Consider the following 22,864-nt stretch of genomic DNA (forward strand, 5'->3'; position numbering starts at 1 on the left):
CTTAATCGATCATTTCGGTCTGGCGTTCAACCGGGTCGATCAACACAGCCTTCTGCTGGCGCACCAGCAGGTCGAGGATTTCATCCTGGCGCTCGCCGAGCACGCCATTGAGGCTGATGCCGCTGGCTTTGCGCGGGGCGAGCATGGCCACCTTGTACAGCTCGACCGACAGCGGCGAGTCGATCGACAAGGGGCCGGAGCCATTGGCGGTCAACTCGCCGCCCACCACGATCAGCGAGACCTTGGTGTCGAACGGGTCGAGGGCGATGTCGCGGTCGGTGTCGGACAGGTCCTTGATGTGCCCGTAAACACCGACCAGGCCGTTGGCCATGGCGATGTTTTCGTACAGGCGAATGTTGACGCTGTTGCGCACGCGGATGCCGTGGCGACGGTTGTTGATGACCTTGTTGCCCCAGATCAGGTTGTCACCGCTTTCGTACACGGTGATGCCGTCGGTGTGGTTGCGGTAGATCTCGTTGTAGGCAATCAGGTTGTTGACGCTGTTACGGTCGATCACCACCCCGGAGAGCTTGTTGTCGTAGCTCTTGTTGTTGAAGATCCAGCTGTCGTTGACCTCACGCGAAACGATGATGCCGTGCTTTTTCCTGGTGCCATGCACGGTGTTGCCGGCGATGATCAGGCGGTGCGAACGGTCGTGCGGGTCGATGCCGTAGACGATGTTGTCGCGGTAGGTGCTGTCCTTGACCACGAAGTCGCTGGTCTCGTAGCAGTAGAAGCCGTACCACATGTCACTGAATTCGGAACCGATGATCCAGCCGGTCGGTTCGGCACGGCCCATCTTTTTCGCCATGTTCGGCGTGTACTGCGAGATGCTCACGCCGTACGACTTGGACTGGGAGTAGCCAAAGCTGGCCATCTTGCTGTTGACGATGTAGGTCTCGGTGCCGCCCCACGACAGCAGGAACGGGCGGAACTCCTTGGGCGAGCGGAAGCTTGCCGGGCCGTTGTCCTTCTCGCGCCAGCCGGTGACCTGGGTGTCGCTGACGAACAGCTTGCCGTCGTTGACCAGAAACGCGCCGCGCTCCTGCGACAGACGCAGCTCTTTGACCTTGCCGTTGATTTCCAGAACGCCCTTCTGTCCGACCACGATCGGCAAGCGTGCCAGATACACGCCCGGCGACACTTCGCTCAGGTACTGCTTGGGCACTTGCTTGCTCAGTTCGGTCAGGTCGACATGGCCGTCGTCGACAAAGATCGCCTGGGGGATACCCTGCTGGCGCTGGACCCACTCGGCGGCCTTGTTGTCGCCGCCGATGAATTCCTTGAGCGATTCTTCCTGAAGCATGCGGCGCACGCTGACCTTGCCCTTGCGGCTGCGGTCGATCTTGGCTTGCACCGCTTGCGCGGTGTAACCAGTCAGATCAGGCAGCTTCGGCGGCTCCATGTGCAGCGGCTCGACTGGCGCGCTGGTCACGGTGTAGGTCTTGGCCTGCTGCAGGCCTTTGGCCGTGCCTGGCTCGGCGGCCTGAGCCACGCCTGCGGCGAGCAGCAGGGCGCTGGCAAGCAGGCTGTAGCGAAGCTTGGGTTGCAGGTTCATATCCAGTCCTCGGCGCACGTCAGAAACGCCAGATCACGTCGACAAAGGCGCGGTGCATGTACGAGTCGGCCTCTTTGCCGTAGGCATCGCCAGGCTTGAACACGCCAGCACGCAGGCGTACCAGCGCCGACGGTTCGTCGATCGACTGGCTCAGCGATGCTGGCAGCAGGCCTTGCTTGAAGTACTTGGTGACGACCACGTCCATCTCCTGGCCCAGGTCCTTCTCGCCGTTGACCAGTGGCCGGTTGACGCCTTCGTCATCGACCACCGCATTGATGCCGCTGGAGCCGATGTTCTGCTGGCCGTTGACGCGCCAGAACTTGTGGTAGATCAAGCTGGCGTCGTAGTCGTCGCGCAGCTGCCAGGAGGCGAACAGGGTGGCTGCCTGCAGGTTGCCCAGCTCACCGCGGAAGGCTTCGCCGAAGCGGTGCACCCGCGAGCGGGTGCCGGTGAAGCTGGAGCGATTGCTCTCAAGGCCGGTCTGCTCGTAGTTGTTCGAACCCTTGCTGCCGCCGCCACCGCTGCCACGGGCATAGGCTGCGCCGACTTGCCATTGCGGGTCGAGGCGCAGGCGGATACCGAGGTCGGTAGCCCAGGCATTGACGTCGCCGCTCTGCTTGCCGGTGGCGATTTGCTCGTTGCCGACCAGCTCGCTGTTGAGCTTGTCGCGGTCACCGGTCAGCCAGGTCAGGCTGCCCCAGTAGTTGACGGTGTGCTGGTTGCGCCAGTTGTAGGCATCGCTGTTGGCTTCCAGGCCCAGCCAGGTCAGGTCGCCGGTGCGGCGCTTGTCCAGGCCATCAAGGCTCTCGCCAGTGTTTTTCAGGCTGCCGCTGTCATGGGTGTGGTGCGCGCGCAGGCCAACCCAGTGACCGGGGGTCCACTGCGTGGCAACGTCGCCGTAGAAATGGGTGCGGTCCTTGTCTTCCGGAGCCAGCTCGGTGAGGTCGGTGCGGTATTCGCTGAAGCGCTGGGCCATGCCCAGATTGGCCCGCAGCAGGGTGGTGTCGAAGGTCCAGTTGAGCGCTTCGATGTTGCTGTCACGCCACATGCCGTCGTCGTTGCGCAGGCGCTGGCGGCCGAGCCGCAGTTGCTCGCCGGGGTAGGCGGTGAAGCCGCTGTAGCCGACCCAGAACTCGCGCATGGCCAGGTAGCTTTTATCGGCTTTGCGGCCGTCGGCAGCGGTGTCGACGGTGCTGCCATCGTCGGACTGGCGCAGGGTGTCGGTTTCGATGGTGTCGGTGGCCGCGACCGCCTGGCCCATGGCAAAGGCGCTCCAGTTGCCACGCTCGCCGTAGACCCAAGGGCGCAGGTCCAGACCCAGGCCTTGCACATCACCGCCGGAGCGGGTGCCGAGGTCGCGGTCGTCTTCCGACTGGCCGGTGATTTTCACGTCGAGGCCGAAGTTCTTCTCGGCGGTGATATCGGCCAAGGTCGGGCACGACCAGAGCAGGGCGAAGCTCAGGCCGATCCCGGCCTTCACGAAGGGGTTGAGCGTCATAGGGAGGAATCCTCGGCGTCTTCATCGTCTTGCAGGGCTTCGATGGCCATCATGCTGTTGCCGGCTTTGGCCATGCTGCCGCGCGCCTGCTGCTCTTGCGCAAGCAGGCGCTGGGCCTGGCTGCGCTGCTCAGGCGTCAGTTGCTGATCGAGTTGCTGCAGCAGTTCGGTCGACTGCTGCGACGGGTTGGCCTGCGCCAGGCTGGCGAATACCCAGGCATTGCCAGGGTTCGGGCGGATGCCGTGGCCTTCGCTGTACAGCTGAGCCAGCGCATAGTCGGCGCTGAGCTGGCCGCCGCGGGCGGCGTTGAGCAGGTGATCGACCGCCTTTTGCGGCTCGACCTGGCCGAGGTAACCACGGCGGTACAACTGGCCGAGGTAGTAATGGGCGCTGATTTCGCCGGCAGCGGCGGCGGCTTGCAGATGAGTTTCGGCTTTGGCCGCATCGGCTGGCAGGGTCTTGCCTTCGTAGTACAGGCGGCCCAGCAGCAGCTCGGCACGCGGCTGTTCGGCGGCGCGGCCTTTGTCGATGTAAGCCAGCAACTGGTCGGTGTCGCCCAGCTCGGGGAAGTCATACAGCAACTGCGCCAGGCTGACCCAGGAGGCCGGGTTGGCCGGGGCAACCTGCTCGAGCAGGTCCTTGGCGGTTTTCTCGTCGGTCTGGCCCAGGCTGCGATCAGCCAGTACCCGCGCCACGCTGTCGACCCGGCTGGCCGGTACGCTGCCGCGGGCATAGGCCGACTTGAGCTGCTCAAGCAGGGCAGTGCGTTGCTCGGCCTGGTTGCGTTTCTGGTAGACGGTGGCCAGCTCGACATAGCAGATGTCGGTGCTGTTCAGGGCGGTTTTGCAGATGCGCTCGACGTCATCCAGGTGCTGATCGTAGCTGCCCTGGGTGCGGTAGAGGAGGATCTGCGCCAGGCCCGCTTCCGGGTTGCCGGCAGCGCGCCATTGTTCGATCTGTTGCTGCGCGTTGACCTTGGGGAAGCTCTGCGGGTATTGCAGATACAGCATCGCCAGCGGGATCAGGGTGTTGCTTTCGCCCTGGGCGGCGGCGCGCTTGAGCAGGCTTTCGGCCTCTTCGCGCTCGGCCTGGGTGCTGTCCGGTTTGGCTACCAGCAGGCGGCCAAGACGGGCCTGGGCCCGCGACGAGGTGCTGGCGGCGGCGCGGTAGGTGGCTTCGGCCTGCTGCAGTTGCGCAGGGTCGCGCGAGGCCACCTGAATATCGGCCAGGCCGACCTGCGCATCGCTGTAGCCGAGATCAGCCAAGGCCTTGTAGTTGCGCTCGGCAGTGGCGGTGTCGCCACGCTTGAGCGCTTCGTTGGCCAGGCGCTGATCGGGCAGGCCGGCGCAGCCACTCAGGGCAATGGCGATCGCCAGTGAGCACCAGGTGGCTGGGCGCGCGCCGGGCGACGCCATGGGTAGGTTGAACAGGCTCATGGTCAGATCCTCTTACAGCCCACGGGCCGCAGCTTTGCTGATCAGCCAATCCAGCGAAGGGCCGCGATCGCTGTTGACCGCTGCCGGGCGACCGGCCAGTTCGGCGGGCAAGGCACCGTCGGGTTTGATCTGCACGCGGATGTCGGAGGCTAGGTCTTCGCTGTTGAGGCTTGCGCTGCTGACGATCTGGCCAGTGCGCACTTCGTCTTCACCGGCGATCTGGAAGTTAACCTTGGTGCCCGGCTTTACCTCGTCGAACTGGCGGTAGCTGAAGCGCGCCTCGATCATCGGGTTGGTGGTGCGCGGTACCAGGTGGAAGATCGGCTGGCCTTTGCTGGCGTACTGGTCGTCATCCACCAGTTGCTCGGCGACGACGCAATCACACGGGCTGGTAAGGGTACCGGCGAGTTGCTTGCCGAACAGTTCCTCGACCTTGGCCGGCTCCAGCTGCGAGTCGTCCAGGTGGCCTTTGAGCATGTCCAGCATGCTGGTGCTGAAGCTTGCCAGTGGCGCGCCCTTGACCACTTGCCCGCCGCTTTCGACCAGGCTCTTGACGGTGCCGTCGCGGGGCATGGTCACGGTGGTGGTCGGCACGGCGACCACACCGGCTTCGGCGTGGCTGACGAAGTACATGCCATACAGCGACTTGGCGACAAAACCAAAGGCGGCGATACCGACCACGAACACGCCCAGGGTCACGGTCACGGCACGCAGGCGGCCAAACGCGCTCAGACCCGAGCCGCCGTCCTTCTGCTTGCGCGCCTTGGTGAAGTTGTCGCGTTGCAGGGTACTGAGCACGTCACCGGCAGTGATCAACTCGCCCGACAGGTGCGAGGTGATGATGTGGCGCAGGGTGGCGATGTCACGTGGCTCGAGGTTCTGGAACTCCGCACCGGTACGGCCGGTGGCGGCGTCGCTGGTGCGCACCAAAAACTCGATGTCCATCGACAGGCCGAGGTTGTCGACCACGAACTGCAGGCGACCGCGGATCACTTCGCCGATCGGCAGTGCGCGCTTGGCCTGGAAGGACAGGCCGCCAGCAGACAGGTCATCGACCTTGGCCTCTTGCGGCTCACGGTTGCCGTCCACAAAACGCAGCTTGGCGGGGATACGCACCCGGGCGTGTTGGCGCTGGGCTTCGGACTCATGCACGACATTGACGTTGACGGCGTTATTCATGGCGATTTCAAGTTCCTGTTAGTTCTGATCCGGAGGGGCTCACACGACCATGAACAGCACAGCAACGAAGATGCTGGCCGCCGAGAAGGTCATGGTCCGCGAGGACCAGGTGTTGAACCATTGTTGAAAGCTGGCAAGGTCACGCTTGAGGGCAGTCGGCTGACGCGTCCAGGACTGCTTGTCGAGGCGGAAGAACACGTAGATCTTCATCATCGCGCCGACGATCTGGTTGTAATAAAGGATCACGGGATAGGCCGGGCCGACCTTGTGCCCCGAGCACAGCAGCATGATCGTCAGGATCAGCCGGGTGATGCCGATCCACAGCAGGTACACCAGCAGGTATGCCATGCCGAATTTCAGGCTGGCGATCACCGCCACGGTCAGCCCGAGCAGGCTGGTCCACATCGACACACGCTGGTCGAACAGCACCAGGCTGGTGAACGGGCCGAGGCGCTTCAGGCCCAGGCCAAGGGCGCGCGAGTTCTGCCGCAGGTTGTTGCCGTACCAGCGGTACATCAGTTTGCGGCTGGCTTTGAGGAAGCTCTTTTCCGGCGGGTGCTCGACCGTGTTGATCGCCGCGTCCGGTACGTAGAAGGTGTCGTAGCCAAGGCGCATCAGGCTGAACCAGCTCGACTTGTCGTCACCGGTAAGGAACTTGAAGCGGCCCAGGCGCCAGTGCATCAGCGAGTCGCTTTCGACGTCGGCGATGAACTCGGGGTTGGTCACCACGCTGGCGCGGAACATCGACATGCGCCCGGTCATGGTCAGCACGCGCTTGGACAGGGCCATCGAGCACATGTTGATGTGGCGCTGGGCGAAGCGCAGCTTGTGCCACTCGCTCATGATGTAGCCGCCGCGCACTTCGCAGAATTCGTTGGTGGTCAGGCCACCGACATTGGGGTACAGCTTGAACCAGGGTACGGTCTTGCGCACGATGCCGTCGCCGAGCACGGTGTCGCCGTCGATCACGGCCACTACGGCATGCTGGTCGGGCATCATCCGCGAGATGGCACGGAAGCCGAAGGCCAGGCCATCACGCTTGCCAGTACCGGCAATACGCACGAAATCGAGGGTGACGTGCTCTGGTGGGTTGTATTTGGCCCACAAGCTTTTCACCAATAGCTCATCGCACTTTTCCACCAACGAGCAGACCACGGTGGTCGGGTAGCCGCAGTTGATCGCTTCGCGAATCACCGAGCTATACACCTGCGCGGTGGTCAGCGCATCGATGCGAAAGCTGGTGACCATCAGGTACACATGCGACGGCGCGGCGTCGTCGCCCAGCTTGCGTACCTTGTTGCGCAGGTACGGATAGACGCCATACAGGAAGATCATGCCGCGGATGAAATGGGTGGCGCCCATCGAGTAACGCCAGATGCCGACCGCACCGACCAGGAAGATGAAATGCTTCGACTCGGAATCGAAGATGTCGCTGGGCAGGGCCAGGGCGATCAACATGAGCAAGCTCATGTAGAGCAGCCATCCGGCGCACTGCATCAGTACTGTCTGGAACCTATGCATGTTCGGCATCCGTCACGAAATTCAGTAAAGAGCGGGGCCTTGCGGCCCCGCGTCAGGCTGGCTTACCAGCAGATGCCTTCGGTGCGGCTGGTGCTGCAGGTGGGCTTGCTCATGAAGCCAACCAGGTCGATCACTTGCTTGCCGGCCGGCGCTTGCTGGGCAAGGGCGCGGAACTGCTCGTCACGGTTGCCGAGAATGATGATTTCGGCGTCGTTGATGACTTGCTCGAAGTTGGCGTTGAGCAGCGACGAGACGTGGGGGATCTTCGACTCGATGTACTCTTTGTTGGCGCCGTGGACACGGGCGTACTCAACGTTCTGGTCGTAGATGTTGAGCTGGTAGCCTTTGCCAATCAGGCGCTCGGCCAGTTCCACCAGCGGGCTCTCGCGCAGGTCGTCGGTGCCGGCCTTGAAGCTCAGGCCGAGCAGGGCGATCTTGCGTTTGTCGTGGCTCTCGATGATGTCGAAGGCGTTCTGCACCTGCGATTCGTTGCTGCGCATCAGCGAGTCGAGCAGCGGGGCACGTACGTCGAGGCTGGCAGCGCGGTAGGTGAGGGCGCGCACGTCCTTGGGCAGGCACGAGCCGCCGAAGGCGAAGCCTGGGCGCATGTAGTACTGCGACAGGTTGAGCACGGTGTCCTGGCAGACCACGTCCATTACTTCGCGGCCATCGACGCCGACCGCCTTGGCGATGTTGCCGATCTCGTTGGCGAAGGTGACCTTGGTTGCGTGCCACACGTTGCAGGTGTACTTGATCATTTCGGCAACGGCGATGTCCTTGCGGATCACCGGCGCATCGAGCTCTTCGTACAGTGCTTGCAGGACGTCGCCGCTGGCGGTGTCGAACTCGCCGATGACAGTCATCGGTGGCTGGTCGTAGTCCTTGATCGCGGTGCTTTCACGCAGGAATTCAGGGTTGACCGCGACACCGAAGTCGACGCCGGCCTTTTTCCCCGAGCAGTCTTCCAGGATCGGGATGACCACGTTCTTGACGGTGCCCGGCAGCACGGTGCTGCGCACCACGATGGTGTGGCGGCTGGCTTTGTCACGCAGCACGTAACCGATTTCGCGGCAAACCGATTCGATGTACTCAAGGCCCAGGTCGCCGTTTTTCTTGCTTGGCGTACCCACGCAGATCATCGACACGTCGCTGGCGCGGATGGCCTCGGCGAAGTCGGTGGTGCCACGCAGCCGGCCATTGGCGATGCCCTGCTGCAGCAGTTGCTCAAGGCCCGGCTCGACGATTGGCGACTTGCCCTTGTTGATCAGGTCGATCTTGGTCTGCGACACATCCACACCAATCACTTCATGGCCCCGTGCCGACAGGCAGCCTGCACACACTGCACCCACATAACCCAAACCAAAAATGCTGATACGCATCGCTTTCACCTCAAGTGTTTATCACGCCGACTCTTCCACGGAAGTGCCGGCCGGTTTGATTAACCAGCATTAATTCGGGCGCACTTTGCCGAGGCGAGTGCACACTTCACCGAACGCAGGCATGAATAAATCCGGAGTGCACAACGGTGTGCACTCTAAGTAGGCAGTCAAAGACCGATCATTAAAAAACGTGCCCTGAAATGCAGCCGTCTTTACTGCAGCGCGCTACGTGGCGAACTGCTGTGCTTGTTCTTTCAAGTGGATAAATCCTTTGAAATCAACCACTAGGACGTTTAAAAGGGCTTGCATCTCCTTCAGCTGGCAGCGCGCTTGGTGGTTGCCGTGGCGTCTGCCTAAGTTCTTCGGCCGGGTAGTAGGTACCTGCCGCTTGTCATCTGTAAGTCATCTCTCACCTGCAGCGATGAAGATTCGTTACGGGTCCTATGAGGGGCACCTTGGGGGCAAAGTTCCTGAACCGAAACTGACGAAATGAAAGATTTCTAAATATTTATCTAAGTGCGCATAGTTGCATGGTGATAGCACGCGACGGTTTCACCCCGGTATATAAAGGGTGAACACCCAGCGGGATGGTTATATGCCATCACCGGAAAAATAATTGCAAAATTCGTCAAAAAACTACGAACGGTCTGCTGGCGCGGGGCGTCGGGCTTGGCTTGTCGATTATTTGGCGCCTGATGTTTGGCGTTTAATGCCGCTCCGCCCCGTCTATCACGCGGTGCTCTGCAATTGGGCTCACATGCCGTAACAGAGCAAGACCTTACGAACCCTAAGGGTTAGAGGCGGGGTGCCGTTAGAAATGATGGATGAGCTGCAGGTGCTGGCCTGGAACGATGGAGCGTCGTGGGCAGCCTTGGATCAGAAGTCACCTTCAGCAGCCAGTGAGCAGCGCCCATCCGATGAAGGGTGCGCGCTGCCACCCAGCAGATCCGATCCACGGAGCTGCCCAATAGGGAAGAGTCAATATGAGAAATCTAATGGTAGGCATCATGGGCGCTGTATCCCTGTCCACTGTGGGGCTGGCGCATGCTGGGCCGCCTGTAGAGGTAACATTCAAAAACATGGGGTCGGCGAAAGCGACCCTGAAAATAGTTACTTCCAATGAGTCCAGCACTTACTTGGCTGCCAAGCCAAAGCCCGCTGAAGAAGTCCCTGCTGGGGCTAGCAATAACTTTACGGTACAGCGAGTAATCAGTCCTGACGTGAACGCGGCTATGGTGCGATACACGATCGGTCAGAAGACGTGTGCTTTCGGCACCACGTTTCAGATGCGCGTGTTGCCCGGTGGAATAAAAAAGCCGGAATGGACCAAAACGGCCAACCCGTCTGGGGGAGCCACCTGTACGGCGATCATTACTGCTACTGCTGCTAATTACTCATGGCGAGTTGAGTTCGTGATGAAGTAGCGTTTTACTCAACAGCGCCGCCCGCTCAGGTGTAACGAGTGGGTTGCGCATGATCTGGGCGTGCGCTTAATCCAAGGCCGGCGCTCGAAATGAACAGGTGCATGATGCAAATAAAGAATAATGACTTCACCCTGAATAGCGCCAGTGAGGTACGAGTTTCCGCACACAATACTGGCGATCAAAGTTCACCTGTAGATGGTGTGGTTGTCAGCGAAAACAGCCAGGAAACCCTATCATCCCTTGCTCAGAGGCTGAGTGCAGCTGAACAACGCGCAAGTGCTCGTGACAGTCAATTAAGCCGTAAGGAATTAACCGCTCTGGCTGCATCCATCAGAGAAAAAGTGTATGGCGCAGTTTACGATCTCAACAAAGCAAAACATGATGCAGAATTACCTGGCAGCGATGACCCTCAGTGGCTTGCAAGTGCCCGCCAAGCGACGGATTTTATCAATGGTCGAAGTGAGAACCCATTCTTTGGCATGAGTGCACAGCAGTTGAGTGTTATTGCCTATGACGAAGGAGGTTCGTTCACGACTAATGAACGTCAGGCGGCGATGATTGAGTCAGGTCGGCAGTACAGTGAATGGTCAAAGTCTGTTGTTGGGAAAATGTGGGATGAGTATCAGCAGAGAGGAAAAAGCACCGAAGGTCTTAAGGAAATCTTGGCATATTACAAGGCGCTGCCAGCAATAGAGGAATCACGTTACGGCAATTATGAAGTGGAAATCATGCTTCAGCTGGACGTGCAGGAAGTTGACTGGCCAGAATTCAATACGTCTCTTCTTGATATGTTGGCCAACGAATGGAAACCCGCTAATGAACGCAAGGATGCGGCCGGCGACGAGGGCAGCGCCAAAGGTCTTGGCAACGAGGCAAGTCCCTCATGAGCGCCGCCATCTCGCTTGAACACGTCCACCGTTCACTCGGCGGCGAGGTAATCCTTGGTGATGTCTCGCTGTCGATCGCTCATGGTCAATCCTGCGCCATCGTTGGCCCGTCAGGCTCTGGCAAAAGCACGCTGCTTAACCTGATCGGTCTGCTCGATGAACCCTGTCATGGCCGTGTGCTGATCGGTGGTGAGAACATGACCGGTGCCAGCGGTGCGCAACGGGCAATGATGCGTAACCGCAGCATCGGCTTCGTCTTCCAAAGCTTCCACTTGCTGCCGCGCTTGACTGTGCTGGACAACGTTGCCTTGCCGCTTTTTTATCGCGGCATGCCTGTGCCGCGGGCCAGATGCGCCGCACGACGGCAGCTGCAGTTGGTCGGGTTGGGGGCGCGCATGAGCCATCGGCCAGCCGAGCTTTCCGGCGGCCAGCGTCAACGCGTCGCGATCGCCCGCGCGTTGGTCGGCGAGCCGCAGTTGTTACTCGCCGATGAGCCCACCGGCAACCTTGATGGCGAAGCAGCGGCAGATGTGCTTGAGCTATTGAAAGCGCTCAATCGTGAGCGCGGTGTGACGCTGTTGCTGGTCACTCATGATCCCGCGATGGCCAGCCACATGCAGCGCTGCTTGAACGTGCGGGCAGGGCAGGTCGGCGATGCTCGCTGAACATTACGGGCCGAGCGCTTCTCAGCGGCTGGCCGAATCGATAGCAAACCTAGGCACGATGGGGCGTCGCGCCTGGCTGGGCTTGTTGGGCGTTGCGGTGGGCTGCGCCGCAGTGGTGGCGTTGCTCAATGTCGGCCATAGCGCCGCCTTGCAATCTCGGCAGTTATTTCAAGGCATGGGCAGCGAGTTGCTGGTCGCCACTTTGCAGCGTGATAGCGAGACCCCGGCGATGACGGCTCAGCCGCCGCAGCTGTCAGCGGTTTCACCACTGTTGATCAGCGCAGCGCCGCTGGCGATGGCGCCGGTCGAGGTTCGTCTGGGCGCTATCAGTGAAGCGCTCATGGTCACAGGCAGTACACCGGCGTTAGCCACTGTTCTCGACCTGACCGCCGACCAGGGACGGTTGTTGTCAGAGCATGACGCCCACAACGCTTACCTGCTGCTGGGGGCGATCGCTGCGCAGCAACTGCAGGCCAGCGTGGGTGACCAATTGCAGCTGGGGCGCTATCTGTTCGAAGTGATCGGCATCCTTGGCCCGATAGGCTACAACCCTTTGCTGCCAGTGGCGGTCGATGACGGCTTGCTGATACCGCTGCAAGCCATGCGCCGCTTGTCATCGGCACCGCAGATCAGCGCGGTAGTGGCGCTGGCGCGCGATTCACAAAGCGTGCGCGTTGCTGCTGATGAATTGGCCGGTGATCTGCGCATGCAACTGCCCGGCGCTGAAGTCGAAGTGCAGGTACCCCAGCAGTTGCTTGATGGCATGGCCAGCCAGGCGCGCCTGTTCAGCTGGTTGTTGGCAGGCCTGGGCGCTATCGCACTGCTGGTTGGCGGCGTAGGCGTCATGAATGTAATGCTGATGAGCGTCATCGAGCGGCGGCGTGAGATCGGCGTACGCATGGCGCTAGGCGCACGGCCTGTGGATATCGCCTGGTTGTTTCTGCTCGAGGCGGTGATTCTGGCAAGTGGCGGGGCTGTGCTTGGTTCGATGGTTGGGGTACTGGCCGCCTGGTTGTTCGCTTGGCTGTCGGGCTGGGATTTTGCCCTTGATCCCTGGTCGATACCGCTGGGCGTGGTCAGTGCGCTGCTGATCGGGGTGTTCTTCGGCCTGCAGCCGGCGCTGGCTGCTGCGCGCCTGCAACCCGTGGCAGCGCTGCGTGATGAATGACCGGATGATGCGCTGCTGCCTGCTGCTGTGCCTGCTGGTGTGCCTGCTGCTGTGCCTGCTGCCTGGTATCACCGTAGCCGCCCTGCGCTCGCCTAGCCAGATCATCCCCGGGGCGGTTTCGGCCAAGGCGGTTGCAGCTCGTGACGAGCTGGTGTTGAGTCTGAGCGACGCGATTGCCTTGGCCTTGCGCGACAACCGCAGTATTCGCAGTGCTTACTTGCAGCGCATTGCTGACAAGTTCGAGCTGCGCGTTGCAGCTGACCGCTACGCGCCACAACTTTCCTTCAAGGCGCAGTATCAGGCCAACCGCAATCAGGACGATCGCTATCGCCAGGCGGAGTTAACGCCCAGCGCGAGTGTGCTGACGGCTTACGGCACCCGCGTGAGTCTCGATTGGGCCTACGGCCAGACTCGGGGCAATGCAGCTGGGCCGCGTTATCGTGACGGCGCTAACCTTATGCTGATCCAGCCGCTGCTCAGAGGTGCAGGGCGTGACATAGCCATGGCACCGTTACGTCAGGCGGAACTGGCTGAGCAGGCCAATCGACTGGCCCTCAAAGATCAAGTGTCACACACTATCACCAGCATCATTGGCCTGTATCGCGACCTGTTACGTGCGCAGGAACAACTAAACATCACCGATGATGCACGGCAACGGGCCAGCCAGCTGATTGCCGTTAACCGCGAGCTGATTGACGCCGGGCGCATGGCCGCGTTCGAGATTGTTCAGGCCGAAGCAGAGCTGGCCAATCAGGAACTGGCTCTGGAGGGCAGTCGTAATAACTTGCACGCTGGCCGCCTGGCGCTGCTGCAAGCACTGGCTCTGGATCTGGACACGCCCTTGCGCGTTAGCGAAGAGGCGGAAGCCGAGCCGATCGGGCTAGATCCGAGGCGAGCTTTAGCCCAGGCTGAAGCCTTACAGCCGATCTATCTGCTGCAGTTGCTGGCCGATCAGCAAGCAGACCTCGATCTGCGCCTTGCCAAGGATCAGCAGCGCTGGGACTTGTCGTTGATCGGTGCTACCAGCCAGGCCCGTGAGCGGCCAAATTCGGGCAAGGTCTGGGAACACTATCTGGGGTTGCAGTTGGAAATCCCAATTGCTGACTTGAGCCGGCGGCAAGGGCTGGTGCGGGCCCAAGTCGCCGTTGATAGTCGACGCTTGCAACTGGCCGACGCCCGTCAGCAACTGCAGCGCGAGGTTGTCGATGGCGTGCGCGAAGTGCAGGTCAGTTGGCGCCAGTTGCAAATCGCCGGGCGAGCACTGGATCTGTCACGGCGCAAGCTCGCCATCGAACAGGAGAAGCTAGCGCTCGGCCTGTCGAGCAACTTTCAGGTGCTCAGTTTCGAGAGCGATCTGCGCGGCGCACAGAGTGCACGGCTGGACGCGCAGATCGCCTATTTGAATGCGCAGACCGCCCTTGACTTGATTCTGGGCACGACATTGGACAGTTGGGACGTGGCCATCAATGACTAGGCAGCAGGTGTTGGCAATTTCGATGCTGGTGCTTGGCTGGCTTCTGCTGAGCCCATGGCGCCCTTGGCCGGCAGAGCTGAGCGAGAATAGCGTCGGGTCATGGCTGCGGATCGAGCCGCAACTCATCGAGCAGCGCCTTGGCGTGCTCGGGCGGATTCAGGCTGTTCGTCAAGTGACCGTGGCGGCGCCGTTTGCCGGCCTGCTTCAGGCGCTGCCGATAGCGCCGGGGCAGCAGGTGGCAGCGGGAGATATCATTGCTGTACTCGACACTGCTGAACTGGACCCGCAGGTTCGCCAAGCTGAAGCGCAGCTGCTGCAGAGCCAGCGCGCGTTGCGGCAACTGCAAGCCTGGGCAAGCGGCTCGGAGATGGCCCAGGCCAAACGTGCGCAGGCTATGGCCAGCAGCAGCCTGGAGCTCGCGCAGGTAGCCTTGAAGCAGACGCAGCGGCTGTTCGACCGGGGTATCGTCGCCCGTCAGGAAGTGGAGGCCTTGCAGCAACAAATGGTGATGCTGCAGCAGGACCTGCTTGATGCCAGGCAGCATCTGCGACAAACCCGTGAGCGCGGGCAAGGCGTAGATTTGCGACTGGCGAGCATTGAACTCGACGCTGCTCAAGCGCGCCAGCGCGAGTTGGCGGCGTTACGTAACCAGCGCGAGGTACGCGCACCGTTCAGTGGGCTGCTGGTGCCTCGGCCAAGCGAGGACCGCCAACTTGCGCTGCAAGTCGGCCAGTTGGCCAGTCAAGGCACGCCGCTGTTTGTGCTTGTCGATCTGAGCCAGTTACAGGTGCGCGCCGCACTGGAGCAAAGCGATCTGCATAAGGTCCACGAGGGGATGTTCGTGCAGGTAAGCGGGGAGGGGTTTGCTGGGCACACGCTCAACGGCCGGGTCGTCGCGGTTGGTCAGCAGGCCAGGGCCGAGGAAGGGCAGGGCGCCTGGTTCGATTTGTTGATTGCTCTGGATACTCAGCCAGACCCGGTCGCGCTGGGCGTTCGGCTGGGGATGAGCGCGCAGGTGACCGTGTTGCTGTACAGCAATGAGCAAGCGCTGGCGGTGCCCACAGCGGCGCTGCGTACTGACGACGGCAGTGGCCACTACGTGCTGTATCGCGCGGACGACTATCAGCCAGGGCGCAATGTTGTCGTCACTCCCCTTCGTGCAGTGCCGCAAGGCGTCGAAGTTCAAGGGCTGGAGGCGGGTTGGGTCTGGGTGGAGTAAGACGCTGCCAATAAGCACCTCCTTTGGCGTGCAGGAGCGGCCTTGTGTCGCGAAAGGCGCGCGTAGCGTGCCCTCATTTTCAGCTTCGCCGCCGACATCGCCGGGCCCGCTTTGCGGGCCTTTCCGACCGGTCCGGCGCCCCGGCAAGGTCGCTCCTACAGGTGATCGCGCAGAAACACCAGCTGATCCGGCTTCGACTGCTCAACACTGTAGTAGTACCCCTGCACATCGAACTGCTTGAGCTGCTCCGGATCGGCGATCCGCTCCTGGATCACGAACCGGCTCATCATCCCGCGGGCTTTCTTGGCGTAGAAGCTGATGATCTTGTACTGGCCGTTCTTCCAGTCCTTGAAATCGACATTGATGATCCGTGCCTTGAGCGCGCTGCGTTTGACCGCACTGAAGTACTCGTTGCTGGCCAGATTGAGCAGCACGTCGTCGCCTTGCTCGGCCAGTGCCTGGTTCAGCCATTCGCTGATGCGCGTGTCCCAAAAGGCATACAGGTCCTTGCCGCGTGGGTTGGCCAGCTTGGTGCCCATCTCCAGGCGGTAAGGTTGCATCAGGTCGAGTGGGCGCAGCAGGCCGTAGAGGCCGGAGAGCATGCGCAGGTGATCCTGGGCGTAGCTGAAGTCGTCTTCACTGAGGCTTTCGGCGTCGAGGCCGGTGTATACGTCACCTTTGAACGCGAGCAGCGCTTGTTTGGCATTGTCTGGGGTGAAGTCTGCGCTCCAGCTGCCAAACCGTGCGGCGTTGAGGCCGGCGAGTTTGTCCGAGAGGTGCATCAGCTCGCTGATCTGTGCCGGGCTCAGGTCGCGCAGTTGGCTGATCAGCGCCTGCGAGTGATCCAGATACTGCGGCAGGGTGAAACGCTCGGTCACCGGCGGGGTGTCGTAGTCGAGGGTTTTGGCGGGGGAAATCACCGTCAGCATCGGGTCGGCTCCTGAAATCGAATGGCGTCGATTCTACGGGCTGAACCGGGCAAGTCCAAACTATGCCGACGATAGTCACAGAACATCGTCGAGGGCCGCGCTATAGTGCCGGCCAGGATGAAATGGAGAATTTGATCGTGCGCATTGCCTTGGCCGTGCTGGCCAGTGTGTTGAGCCTGGCCGTGCAAGCCGCCCCGGTCGTCCCGGCCAGCTTTGATCGCAGCCTGTGGCCTGAGCAACTGGACAGCCCGGTGCTGTTCGATGTGGCGTCGCGGGCCGAGATCCTGTCGTTTGCCCAGGTGCTGCAGGAGAGCGAAATGCTCGACGAGCCGGCGCTGGCGGCGCGGCTTCAGCTCCGGCAGGTCAACCTGCCGGTAGTGCGCGCGGTGCGGGCGCGGATGTGGCAGCGGTTGTGGCAGAACTACCAGCAGGCCCAGCGCAGTTGCGAGCAGGATGCGTCGTTCTGCTATCCGCTCGAGTCGATGGCCGAATTGCGCACCCGGGCGGCAACGTTCAATGCCGATGTCGGCGAGTTCTATGTCGGCTGGACCGAACCCAGCCATAGCTTCCATCGGCGCTACCTGAATGAACAGCTGCGCAAGGCGGCGCTGTTCCCGCAGACCAGCAGCGAGATTGAACGGCTGTCCAGCCGCGAGCGCAACGGCGATGAATTGAATGACCGGATGTTCCTGCTGACCTTTGTTGGCGGACCAGGCGGGCAGGGCAGCAGCACCGACAACCTGGCCGATTACCTGCGCCGGCAGAAACTCAACGCCACCTTCTTCGTCCTTGGCAACCGCCTGCAGCAGCGCCGCGACAGCGGCGCTGGCCGATTGCAGGACGTGTACCGCAAGCAGTGCGTCGGCATCCAGGGCTGGGAGTACCGCTCCCACGCGCAATGGCAGGGTTGGCAGGATTCGCTGCGCCGCAGCCAGGCGTGGGTGCAGGCCGAGTTGCCCGAGCAGTACGTGCCGCTGTTCCGTCCGCCCTATGGCCAGCGGCGCAGCGATGGTGAGGCGTTCATGGCCAGCGAAGGGCTGCAGGTGTCGTTATGGGATATCGACGCAATGGACGATGGCGCACTGACCGCCGAGGCATCAGCCCAGCGTGTGGTGACGCTGATGCTGTTGTGGCGCAAGGGCGTTATCCAGTTTCATGACAACCAGATCAAGGCTCAGCCGGCACTGGAGTGGTTGCTGCAGCACACGGTGCAGAGCGGTATCGGTTGGCAGGACTGCAAGGAATACGGGCGCGGCGCAGACGCTGGCGCAACGGCGCAGAGCGGCGTAGGCGGATGATGACGATCGAGCTTGATATATGACTCTAGACCCATGCCGAGGCTTCGCCAAGGTCGGTTCGTCATTCGGAAAAATAAACTTCATCAACACGTAAAAAAGCTTTTTTTGTTCATCGTTTTTGCGGTATGAAAGAACCAGACAGCCGATTCCTGCAGCACAGGTGGCGTCATCCAGACCCTCCTTTGCCAGGTGAGCCCCCCGCCCGTAACAACGCGGATACGGGGAGAACGGCGTCACTCTGCGACGCAGCCAGAATGCGTCGCGCGGTTCTGACATAAGGTGCCCGAGTATGGATGACCATGGACGCAACCCTTCCTCCAGCAAGCCAATCCTGTATGTGCTCGATACCAACGTCCTGATCCACGATCCCAACGCCCTGCTCAACTTCGAGGAGCACCACGTCGCTATCCCGATGACGGTGCTGGAGGAACTCGACAAGCTCAAGACGGGCACAAAGACCATCGCCGCCGACTGCCGCCAGGCCATTCGCCTGATCGACCAGACCCTTGCCGACGCGTCACCCAATGACGTCGAACAGGGCGTGCCGATCCAGCGTGGCAAAAGCGGACCGAAGGGCTTCCTGTCGATCCTGATGGGCCCGCGCAGCGAGCCCAATCGCCTGCTGCCGGAAAACCTCGCTGACAACATCATCATCAACCAGCTGCTGGAACTGCGCGCCAAACGTGCGGATCTGGACGTGGTGCTGGTCACCAAAGACATCAACATGCGCCTCAAGGCGCGCGCCTGCGGCATTGCCGCCGAGGACTACAGCACCGACCAACTGGTTGACGACGTATCGCTGTTGTCCAAGGGCTATCACTCGGTCAGCGGTTCGTTCTGGGACCGCGTCAACAAGGTCGACACGCGTCAGGAGCGCGGCCGTACCTGGCACCGGGTACAACTGACCGACCCGTTGCCGTCGGTGCACGTCAACGAGTTCATCATCGACGAGCAAGGCTTCGTCGGCTGGGTCAAAGGCATCCGCGAGGGCGAACTGCTGTTGCTCGACCTGCACCAGGAGCCGCTGTTGCACCAGGAAGCCTGGGGCCTGAAACCGCGTGACATCCACCAGAGCCTGGCGCTGTTCGCCTTGCTCGATCCGGACATCCACCTGGTCAACCTGACCGGCGCGGCGGGTTCGGGCAAGACCATCCTGGCGTTGGCGGCAGCCATCGAACAAACCATGGTCAGCAAACGCTACCGGCGCATCATCGCCACCCGCAGCGTGCAGGGGCTGGACCAGGAGATCGGCTTCCTGCCCGGTACCGAGGCGGAGAAGATGGAGCCTTGGCTGGGCGCTATCACCGACAACCTCGAAGCCCTGCACATGGACGACGAGAGTACCCACGGCAGTGTCGAGTACATCCTTGAACGGGTACCGCTGCAGTTCAAATCGCTGAACTACATCCGCGGTCGCAGTTTCCAGCAGAGCCTGATCCTGATCGATGAATGCCAGAACCTCACCCCGCACCAGATGAAAACCATCATCACCCGTGCCGGTGCTGGCTCCAAGGTGGTCTGCCTGGGCAACCTGGCGCAGATCGACACCCCTTACCTGTCCGCAACCAGCTCGGGCCTGACCTACCTGACCGAGCGCTTCAAGGACTTCCCCCACGGCGTGCACATCACCCTGCAGGGTGTTCCGCGCTCGGTGCTCGCCGAGTACGCCGAGTCGCATATGTAAACCATCTGGCCGGGCGGTTCGCCGCCCGGTTATTTTCGCTGCGAAAAGCTGACTTGCAGGTTTACACTCTCTACTCCCTTCACAGGAGCAGAGCAGTGCTGACTCATCTCGATTCCCAGGGGCGTGCCAATATGGTCGACGTCACTGAAAAAGCCGTGACCCAGCGCGAGGCAGTGGCCGAGGCGCGTGTACGCATGTTGCCGCAGACCCTGCAGATGATCGTCGACGGTGATCACCCCAAGGGTGATGTGTTCGCCGTGGCGCGCATTGCCGGTATCCAGGCGGCGAAAAAGACCAGTGATCTGATCCCGCTGTGCCACCCGCTGATGCTCACCAGCGTCAAGGTCGAGCTCACGGCCGAGGGCGTTGATGCCGTGCGTATCGTTGCCCGCTGCAAGCTCGCCGGGCAGACCGGGGTGGAGATGGAAGCACTGACGGCTGCCAGCGTCGCCGCGCTGACCATCTACGACATGTGCAAGGCCGTCGACAAAGGCATGGTCATCGAACAGGTGCGCCTGCTGGAGAAGGTCGGCGGCAAGAGCGGCGACTTCAAGGCGGCCGCGCAATGAGCGTCGAGGTGGTGTACTTCGCCCGCTATCGCGAGCTGCTCGGGCGTGACGGCGAGCGTCTCGAGGGCGACTTCGAAAATGTTGAAGCAGTGCGCCAGACGCTACTTGGCAAAGGCCCGGAGTATGCCGTGCTCGCCGAGCAGAACCTGATGTGCGCGCGCAACCAGGACCTTTGCCGTTTGGCTGAGCCTCTGGCAGATGGCGACGAAGTTGCGTTTTTCCCACCGGTGACCGGAGGCTGAACATGGCCGTACGAGTGCAGCAACAGGCGTTCGATCCCGGCGCCGAGGTCAATGCCATGCACGCAGCCAATGCCGGCGTGGGTGCGGTGGTGAGTTTTGTCGGTTATGTGCGCGACTTCAACGACGGTCGCGAAGTGGCGGGGATGTTTCTCGAGCACGCCCCCGGCATGACCGAGAAGGCCCTGGCCAAGATCGTTGTCGAAGCCGAGCAGCGTTGGCCGTTGCTCAAGGTCGAGGTGTTGCACCGTATAGGGACGCTTCAGCCCGGCGAGCCGATCGTTTTTGTCGGCGTCGCCAGCGCGCACCGTCAGGCCGCCTTCGATGGCTGCAACTTCATCATGGATTACCTGAAAACCCGCGCGCCGTTCTGGAAGAAAGAAACTACCGGAGACGGACCACGCTGGGTCGAGGGCAGGCACAGCGATCAGCAGGCTGCCGAACGCTGGTAGTTCGGCAGGGCCTGCGATCGGACTATCAGTGCGCCTTGCGCGGCACCGCCTGGAGCAGTTCGTCAGGCGGCATTTCGCACTTGATCTTGCGACCCAGCAGGGCTTCGATGCCCGGCAACTGATACGAGTCGTCTTCACCCGCAAAACTGATCGAGATGCCAGCGGCGCCAGCGCGACCGGTGCGGCCGATGCGGTGCACGTAGTCGTCCGGATCTTCCGGCAGGGTGAAGTTGATCACGTGGCTGATGCCATCGATGTGAATCCCGCGCCCAGCAACGTCGGTGGCGACCAGTACGGTAACGCGCCCTTCGCGGAAATTCTCCAGCGTGCGGATACGCTTGTGCTGCGGCACATCGCCTGAAAGCTGGGCAGCGTTGATGCCATCGCGCACCAGGCGCTCTTCGATACGCCGCACTTCGTCCTTGCGGTTGGCAAAGACCATCACCCGTTCCCACTTCTGCTGGGTGATCAGGTTGTACAGCAGCTTGTACTTGTCGCTGCCGGCAACGGCGTAGACGTGCTGCTCGACAGTTTCGCTGGCGACGTTTTCCGGCTCGATCTCGACGATCGCCGGGTTGGTGGTCCACTGCTTGGCCAGGTTCATCACGTCGTCGGTGAAGGTCGCCGAGAACAGCAGCGTCTGCCGTTCGCTCTTCGGCGGGGTCTGGCGGATGATCTGCCGGACTTGAGGGATGAAGCCCATGTCGAGCATACGGTCAGCTTCATCGAGCACCATCACTTCGACCATGTCCAGGTGCACTTCGCCGCGCTGGTGGAAGTCCAGCAGGCGGCCCGGGGTAGCCACCAGAATGTCGCAGTGGCGGGCTTCAAGCGCTTTGAGCTGCTTGTCGAAGTCCATGCCGCCAACAAAGGTCATGACGTTGAGGCCGCTGTACTTGGTCAGGTCGGCGGCGTCCTTGGCGATCTGCACCACCAGCTCGCGGGTTGGCGCGATGATCAGCGCACGCGGCTCGCCCATGTAGCGCTCTTTCGGCGGCGGCGTCTGCTGCAGCTGGGAAATGATCGAAATCAGAAACGCGGCCGTCTTGCCGGTACCGGTCTGGGCCCGGCCGATGGCGTCCTGACCGCGCAGGGTATAACCCAGCACCTGGGCCTGGATCGGCGTGCAGTACGGGAAGCCGAGGTCTTGAATGGCATGCATCAGCTCGTTGCTGAGCTTGAAGTCGTGGAAGCGGGTCTTGCCTTCCTGAGCTTCGACGACAAAGTCTTCCAGCTTCCACAGGCTGGCTTGTGGCTTGGGCTTGCGTTCGCGGCGAGGCTTGGGTTGCGCAGGCTTTTCGCTGCGCGACGGGAAGACCGGCGCAACGGCAACGGCAGGCTCGGGGTGAGGCTGAACCTCGTTAGCAGGCGGTAGAACCGCAGGTACGGGTGCTGTTTCAGTGGCTTGGGGCGCAGCCGTTTGCGGTGCGGCGTCTCCCTTGCCGAATATCTTTTTCAGTGCCTTCAGCACGGTCATCTCGTTATTTGATTAAGGAATATACGCCGGCCAGTGTAATGCAAGATTCGGGCGCGGCGTAGGGGAATGCACCGGCAGCTGCCTGCCGGCCGGGTTCAGCGCAGTCGTTCGCTGAGCCAGTCGTGAATATCGGCAAGCTCGGCCACGGCCACTTCATGCTCCATCGGGTACTCCTGCCAGCGCGCGGCGACGTTCCATTGGCTCAGGTACTCGAAGGCGGTGCGGCCCATCGACGGGATCACCACCGGGTCATGGATGCCGTGCAGGCACAGTGCAGGAGTGCGCTCCTGGCAGGCACTGAGTTGGTGTTCGGCGCTGAAGGTCGGCGCGTAGGTCGACAGGGCAATGACCCCGCCGAGCGCTTCCTGCCACTTTATATAGGCAGTGTGCAGCACCACCGCGCCGCCTTGGGAAAACCCGGCGAGGATGATCCGCGCCAAGCTGATGCCTTTGGCCTGCTCGGCCTTGATCAGCTGGATGATCTGCTCGGCCGACTCGTCCAACTGCGCTTCATCGATGGCGCGCGCCGGGGTCATGGCCTTGATGTCGTACCAGCTGGGCATGGCGTAGCCGCCATTGATGGTGACTGGGCGGGTCGGCGCCTGGGGCATGACAAAGCGCGTGCTGAGCAAACGCTCCTGAAGAAATTCGGCCACCGGTAGGAAGTCGTAACGGTCGGCACCCAGGCCGTGCAACCAGATCACACAGGCGTCAGCGGTGGTTTGCGGTTCGATAATCAACGGGTTGGTCATAACTGCTCCGAATTTGTGCGCGTGTACGTATTAAGTGCATTAAAAAAAGGCAGGGG

Annotated in this window: 20 protein-coding genes; 11 read left to right on the plus strand and 9 right to left on the minus strand. The window is 61.6% G+C overall.

All coding sequences use genetic code 11. The features are described 5' to 3' along the window. Position 1 precedes the first annotated feature (1 nt). The 6 genes from algG to HU736_RS19555 are packed head-to-tail and all read right to left on the minus strand — an operon-like array spanning position 2 to position 8,571. Positions 2 to 1,558 carry a mannuronan 5-epimerase AlgG gene (algG, locus tag HU736_RS19530; RefSeq protein ID WP_186701065.1) on the minus strand — a complete coding sequence of 519 codons (1,557 nt, stop codon included), beginning with the start codon at positions 1,556 to 1,558 and terminating at the stop codon, positions 2 to 4. A gap of 19 nt (positions 1,559 to 1,577) precedes the next feature. Beyond that, positions 1,578 to 3,056 (minus strand): alginate export family protein, encoded by a 1,479-nt coding sequence (locus tag HU736_RS19535; RefSeq protein ID WP_186701066.1) that lies wholly within the window; start codon positions 3,054 to 3,056, stop codon positions 1,578 to 1,580. After that, on the minus strand, positions 3,053 to 4,471 hold the full coding sequence (gene algK / locus HU736_RS19540; protein ID WP_101323102.1) for an alginate biosynthesis TPR repeat lipoprotein AlgK: 1,419 nt from the start codon (positions 4,469 to 4,471) through the stop codon (positions 3,053 to 3,055). The genes HU736_RS19535 and algK overlap by 4 nt, the downstream gene beginning before the upstream one ends. A gap of 33 nt (positions 4,472 to 4,504) precedes the next feature. Next, the gene (locus HU736_RS19545; RefSeq protein WP_101322044.1) at positions 4,505 to 5,671 is read right to left on the minus strand and encodes an alginate biosynthesis protein Alg44; all 1,167 of its coding nucleotides are present in this window, start codon (positions 5,669 to 5,671) and stop codon (positions 4,505 to 4,507) included. A 39-nt stretch (positions 5,672 to 5,710) separates the two neighbouring features. Beyond that, positions 5,711 to 7,201 (minus strand): glycosyltransferase family 2 protein, encoded by a 1,491-nt coding sequence (locus HU736_RS19550; RefSeq protein ID WP_101322043.1) that lies wholly within the window; start codon positions 7,199 to 7,201, stop codon positions 5,711 to 5,713. A 53-nt stretch (positions 7,202 to 7,254) separates the two neighbouring features. After that, positions 7,255 to 8,571 (minus strand): nucleotide sugar dehydrogenase, encoded by a 1,317-nt coding sequence (locus HU736_RS19555; protein WP_101322042.1) that lies wholly within the window; start codon positions 8,569 to 8,571, stop codon positions 7,255 to 7,257. A 1,007-nt stretch (positions 8,572 to 9,578) separates the two neighbouring features. Here HU736_RS19555 and HU736_RS19560 point away from each other — a divergent pair. From HU736_RS19560 to HU736_RS19585, 6 genes are all read left to right on the plus strand, one after another. Next, positions 9,579 to 9,995, plus strand: a complete 417-nt coding sequence (locus HU736_RS19560) for a hypothetical protein (RefSeq protein ID WP_225913078.1) — start codon at positions 9,579 to 9,581, stop codon at positions 9,993 to 9,995. A gap of 101 nt (positions 9,996 to 10,096) precedes the next feature. Continuing rightward, positions 10,097 to 10,882: a hypothetical protein gene (locus HU736_RS19565; protein ID WP_186701068.1), complete on the plus strand. Its 786-nt coding sequence runs from the start codon at positions 10,097 to 10,099 to the stop codon at positions 10,880 to 10,882. Then, positions 10,879 to 11,547, plus strand: coding sequence for an ABC transporter ATP-binding protein (locus tag HU736_RS19570; RefSeq protein ID WP_186701069.1), 669 nt, complete (start codon positions 10,879 to 10,881; stop codon positions 11,545 to 11,547). The genes HU736_RS19565 and HU736_RS19570 overlap by 4 nt, the downstream gene beginning before the upstream one ends. 58 nt (positions 11,548 to 11,605) lie before the next feature. After that, entirely contained in the window at positions 11,606 to 12,715 is a 1,110-nt protein-coding gene (locus HU736_RS19575; protein WP_225913079.1) for an ABC transporter permease, read from the plus strand. 4 nt (positions 12,716 to 12,719) lie between these two features. After that, positions 12,720 to 14,189 (plus strand): TolC family protein, encoded by a 1,470-nt coding sequence (locus HU736_RS19580; protein WP_437180468.1) that lies wholly within the window; start codon positions 12,720 to 12,722, stop codon positions 14,187 to 14,189. Further along, positions 14,182 to 15,408 carry an efflux RND transporter periplasmic adaptor subunit gene (locus HU736_RS19585; protein ID WP_186701071.1) on the plus strand — a complete coding sequence of 409 codons (1,227 nt, stop codon included), beginning with the start codon at positions 14,182 to 14,184 and terminating at the stop codon, positions 15,406 to 15,408. Before HU736_RS19580 ends, HU736_RS19585 begins: the two co-directional genes overlap by 8 nt. Positions 15,409 to 15,563: 155 nt before the next feature. On the opposite strand, the gene yaaA is transcribed toward HU736_RS19585, so the two are convergent. Beyond that, a complete protein-coding gene (yaaA, locus tag HU736_RS19590; RefSeq protein WP_103438501.1) occupies positions 15,564 to 16,337 on the minus strand; it encodes a peroxide stress protein YaaA in 774 nt (257 codons plus the stop codon). 137 nt (positions 16,338 to 16,474) lie between these two features. On the opposite strand from yaaA, the gene HU736_RS19595 reads away from it, so the two are divergent. The 5 genes from HU736_RS19595 (at position 16,475) to moaE (ending at position 20,579) form a co-directional block, all read left to right on the plus strand. Further along, positions 16,475 to 17,635 carry a polysaccharide deacetylase family protein gene (locus HU736_RS19595; protein WP_186701097.1) on the plus strand — a complete coding sequence of 387 codons (1,161 nt, stop codon included), beginning with the start codon at positions 16,475 to 16,477 and terminating at the stop codon, positions 17,633 to 17,635. 289 nt (positions 17,636 to 17,924) lie between these two features. Then, positions 17,925 to 19,319, plus strand: coding sequence for a PhoH family protein (locus HU736_RS19600; protein WP_101322034.1), 1,395 nt, complete (start codon positions 17,925 to 17,927; stop codon positions 19,317 to 19,319). A 95-nt stretch (positions 19,320 to 19,414) separates the two neighbouring features. Continuing rightward, positions 19,415 to 19,888 carry a cyclic pyranopterin monophosphate synthase MoaC gene (gene moaC / locus HU736_RS19605; RefSeq protein WP_186701072.1) on the plus strand — a complete coding sequence of 158 codons (474 nt, stop codon included), beginning with the start codon at positions 19,415 to 19,417 and terminating at the stop codon, positions 19,886 to 19,888. After that, positions 19,885 to 20,130, plus strand: coding sequence for a MoaD/ThiS family protein (locus HU736_RS19610; RefSeq protein WP_103438499.1), 246 nt, complete (start codon positions 19,885 to 19,887; stop codon positions 20,128 to 20,130). Before moaC ends, HU736_RS19610 begins: the two co-directional genes overlap by 4 nt. Before the next feature lie 2 nt (positions 20,131 to 20,132). Beyond that, positions 20,133 to 20,579 carry a molybdopterin synthase catalytic subunit MoaE gene (moaE, locus tag HU736_RS19615; RefSeq protein WP_186701073.1) on the plus strand — a complete coding sequence of 149 codons (447 nt, stop codon included), beginning with the start codon at positions 20,133 to 20,135 and terminating at the stop codon, positions 20,577 to 20,579. Positions 20,580 to 20,604: 25 nt separating this feature from the next. Here moaE and rhlB read toward each other — a convergent pair whose 3' ends face one another. Then, on the minus strand, positions 20,605 to 22,050 hold the full coding sequence (gene rhlB / locus HU736_RS19620; protein ID WP_217862396.1) for an ATP-dependent RNA helicase RhlB: 1,446 nt from the start codon (positions 22,048 to 22,050) through the stop codon (positions 20,605 to 20,607). Between the two features lie 101 nt (positions 22,051 to 22,151). Next, on the minus strand, positions 22,152 to 22,808 hold the full coding sequence (locus HU736_RS19625; protein WP_101322030.1) for an alpha/beta hydrolase: 657 nt from the start codon (positions 22,806 to 22,808) through the stop codon (positions 22,152 to 22,154). Positions 22,809 to 22,864: the final 56 nt, after the last annotated feature.

It is taken from the genome of Pseudomonas shirazensis (assembly GCF_014268785.2).
Classification (GTDB): Bacteria; Pseudomonadota; Gammaproteobacteria; order Pseudomonadales; family Pseudomonadaceae; genus Aquipseudomonas; species Aquipseudomonas shirazensis.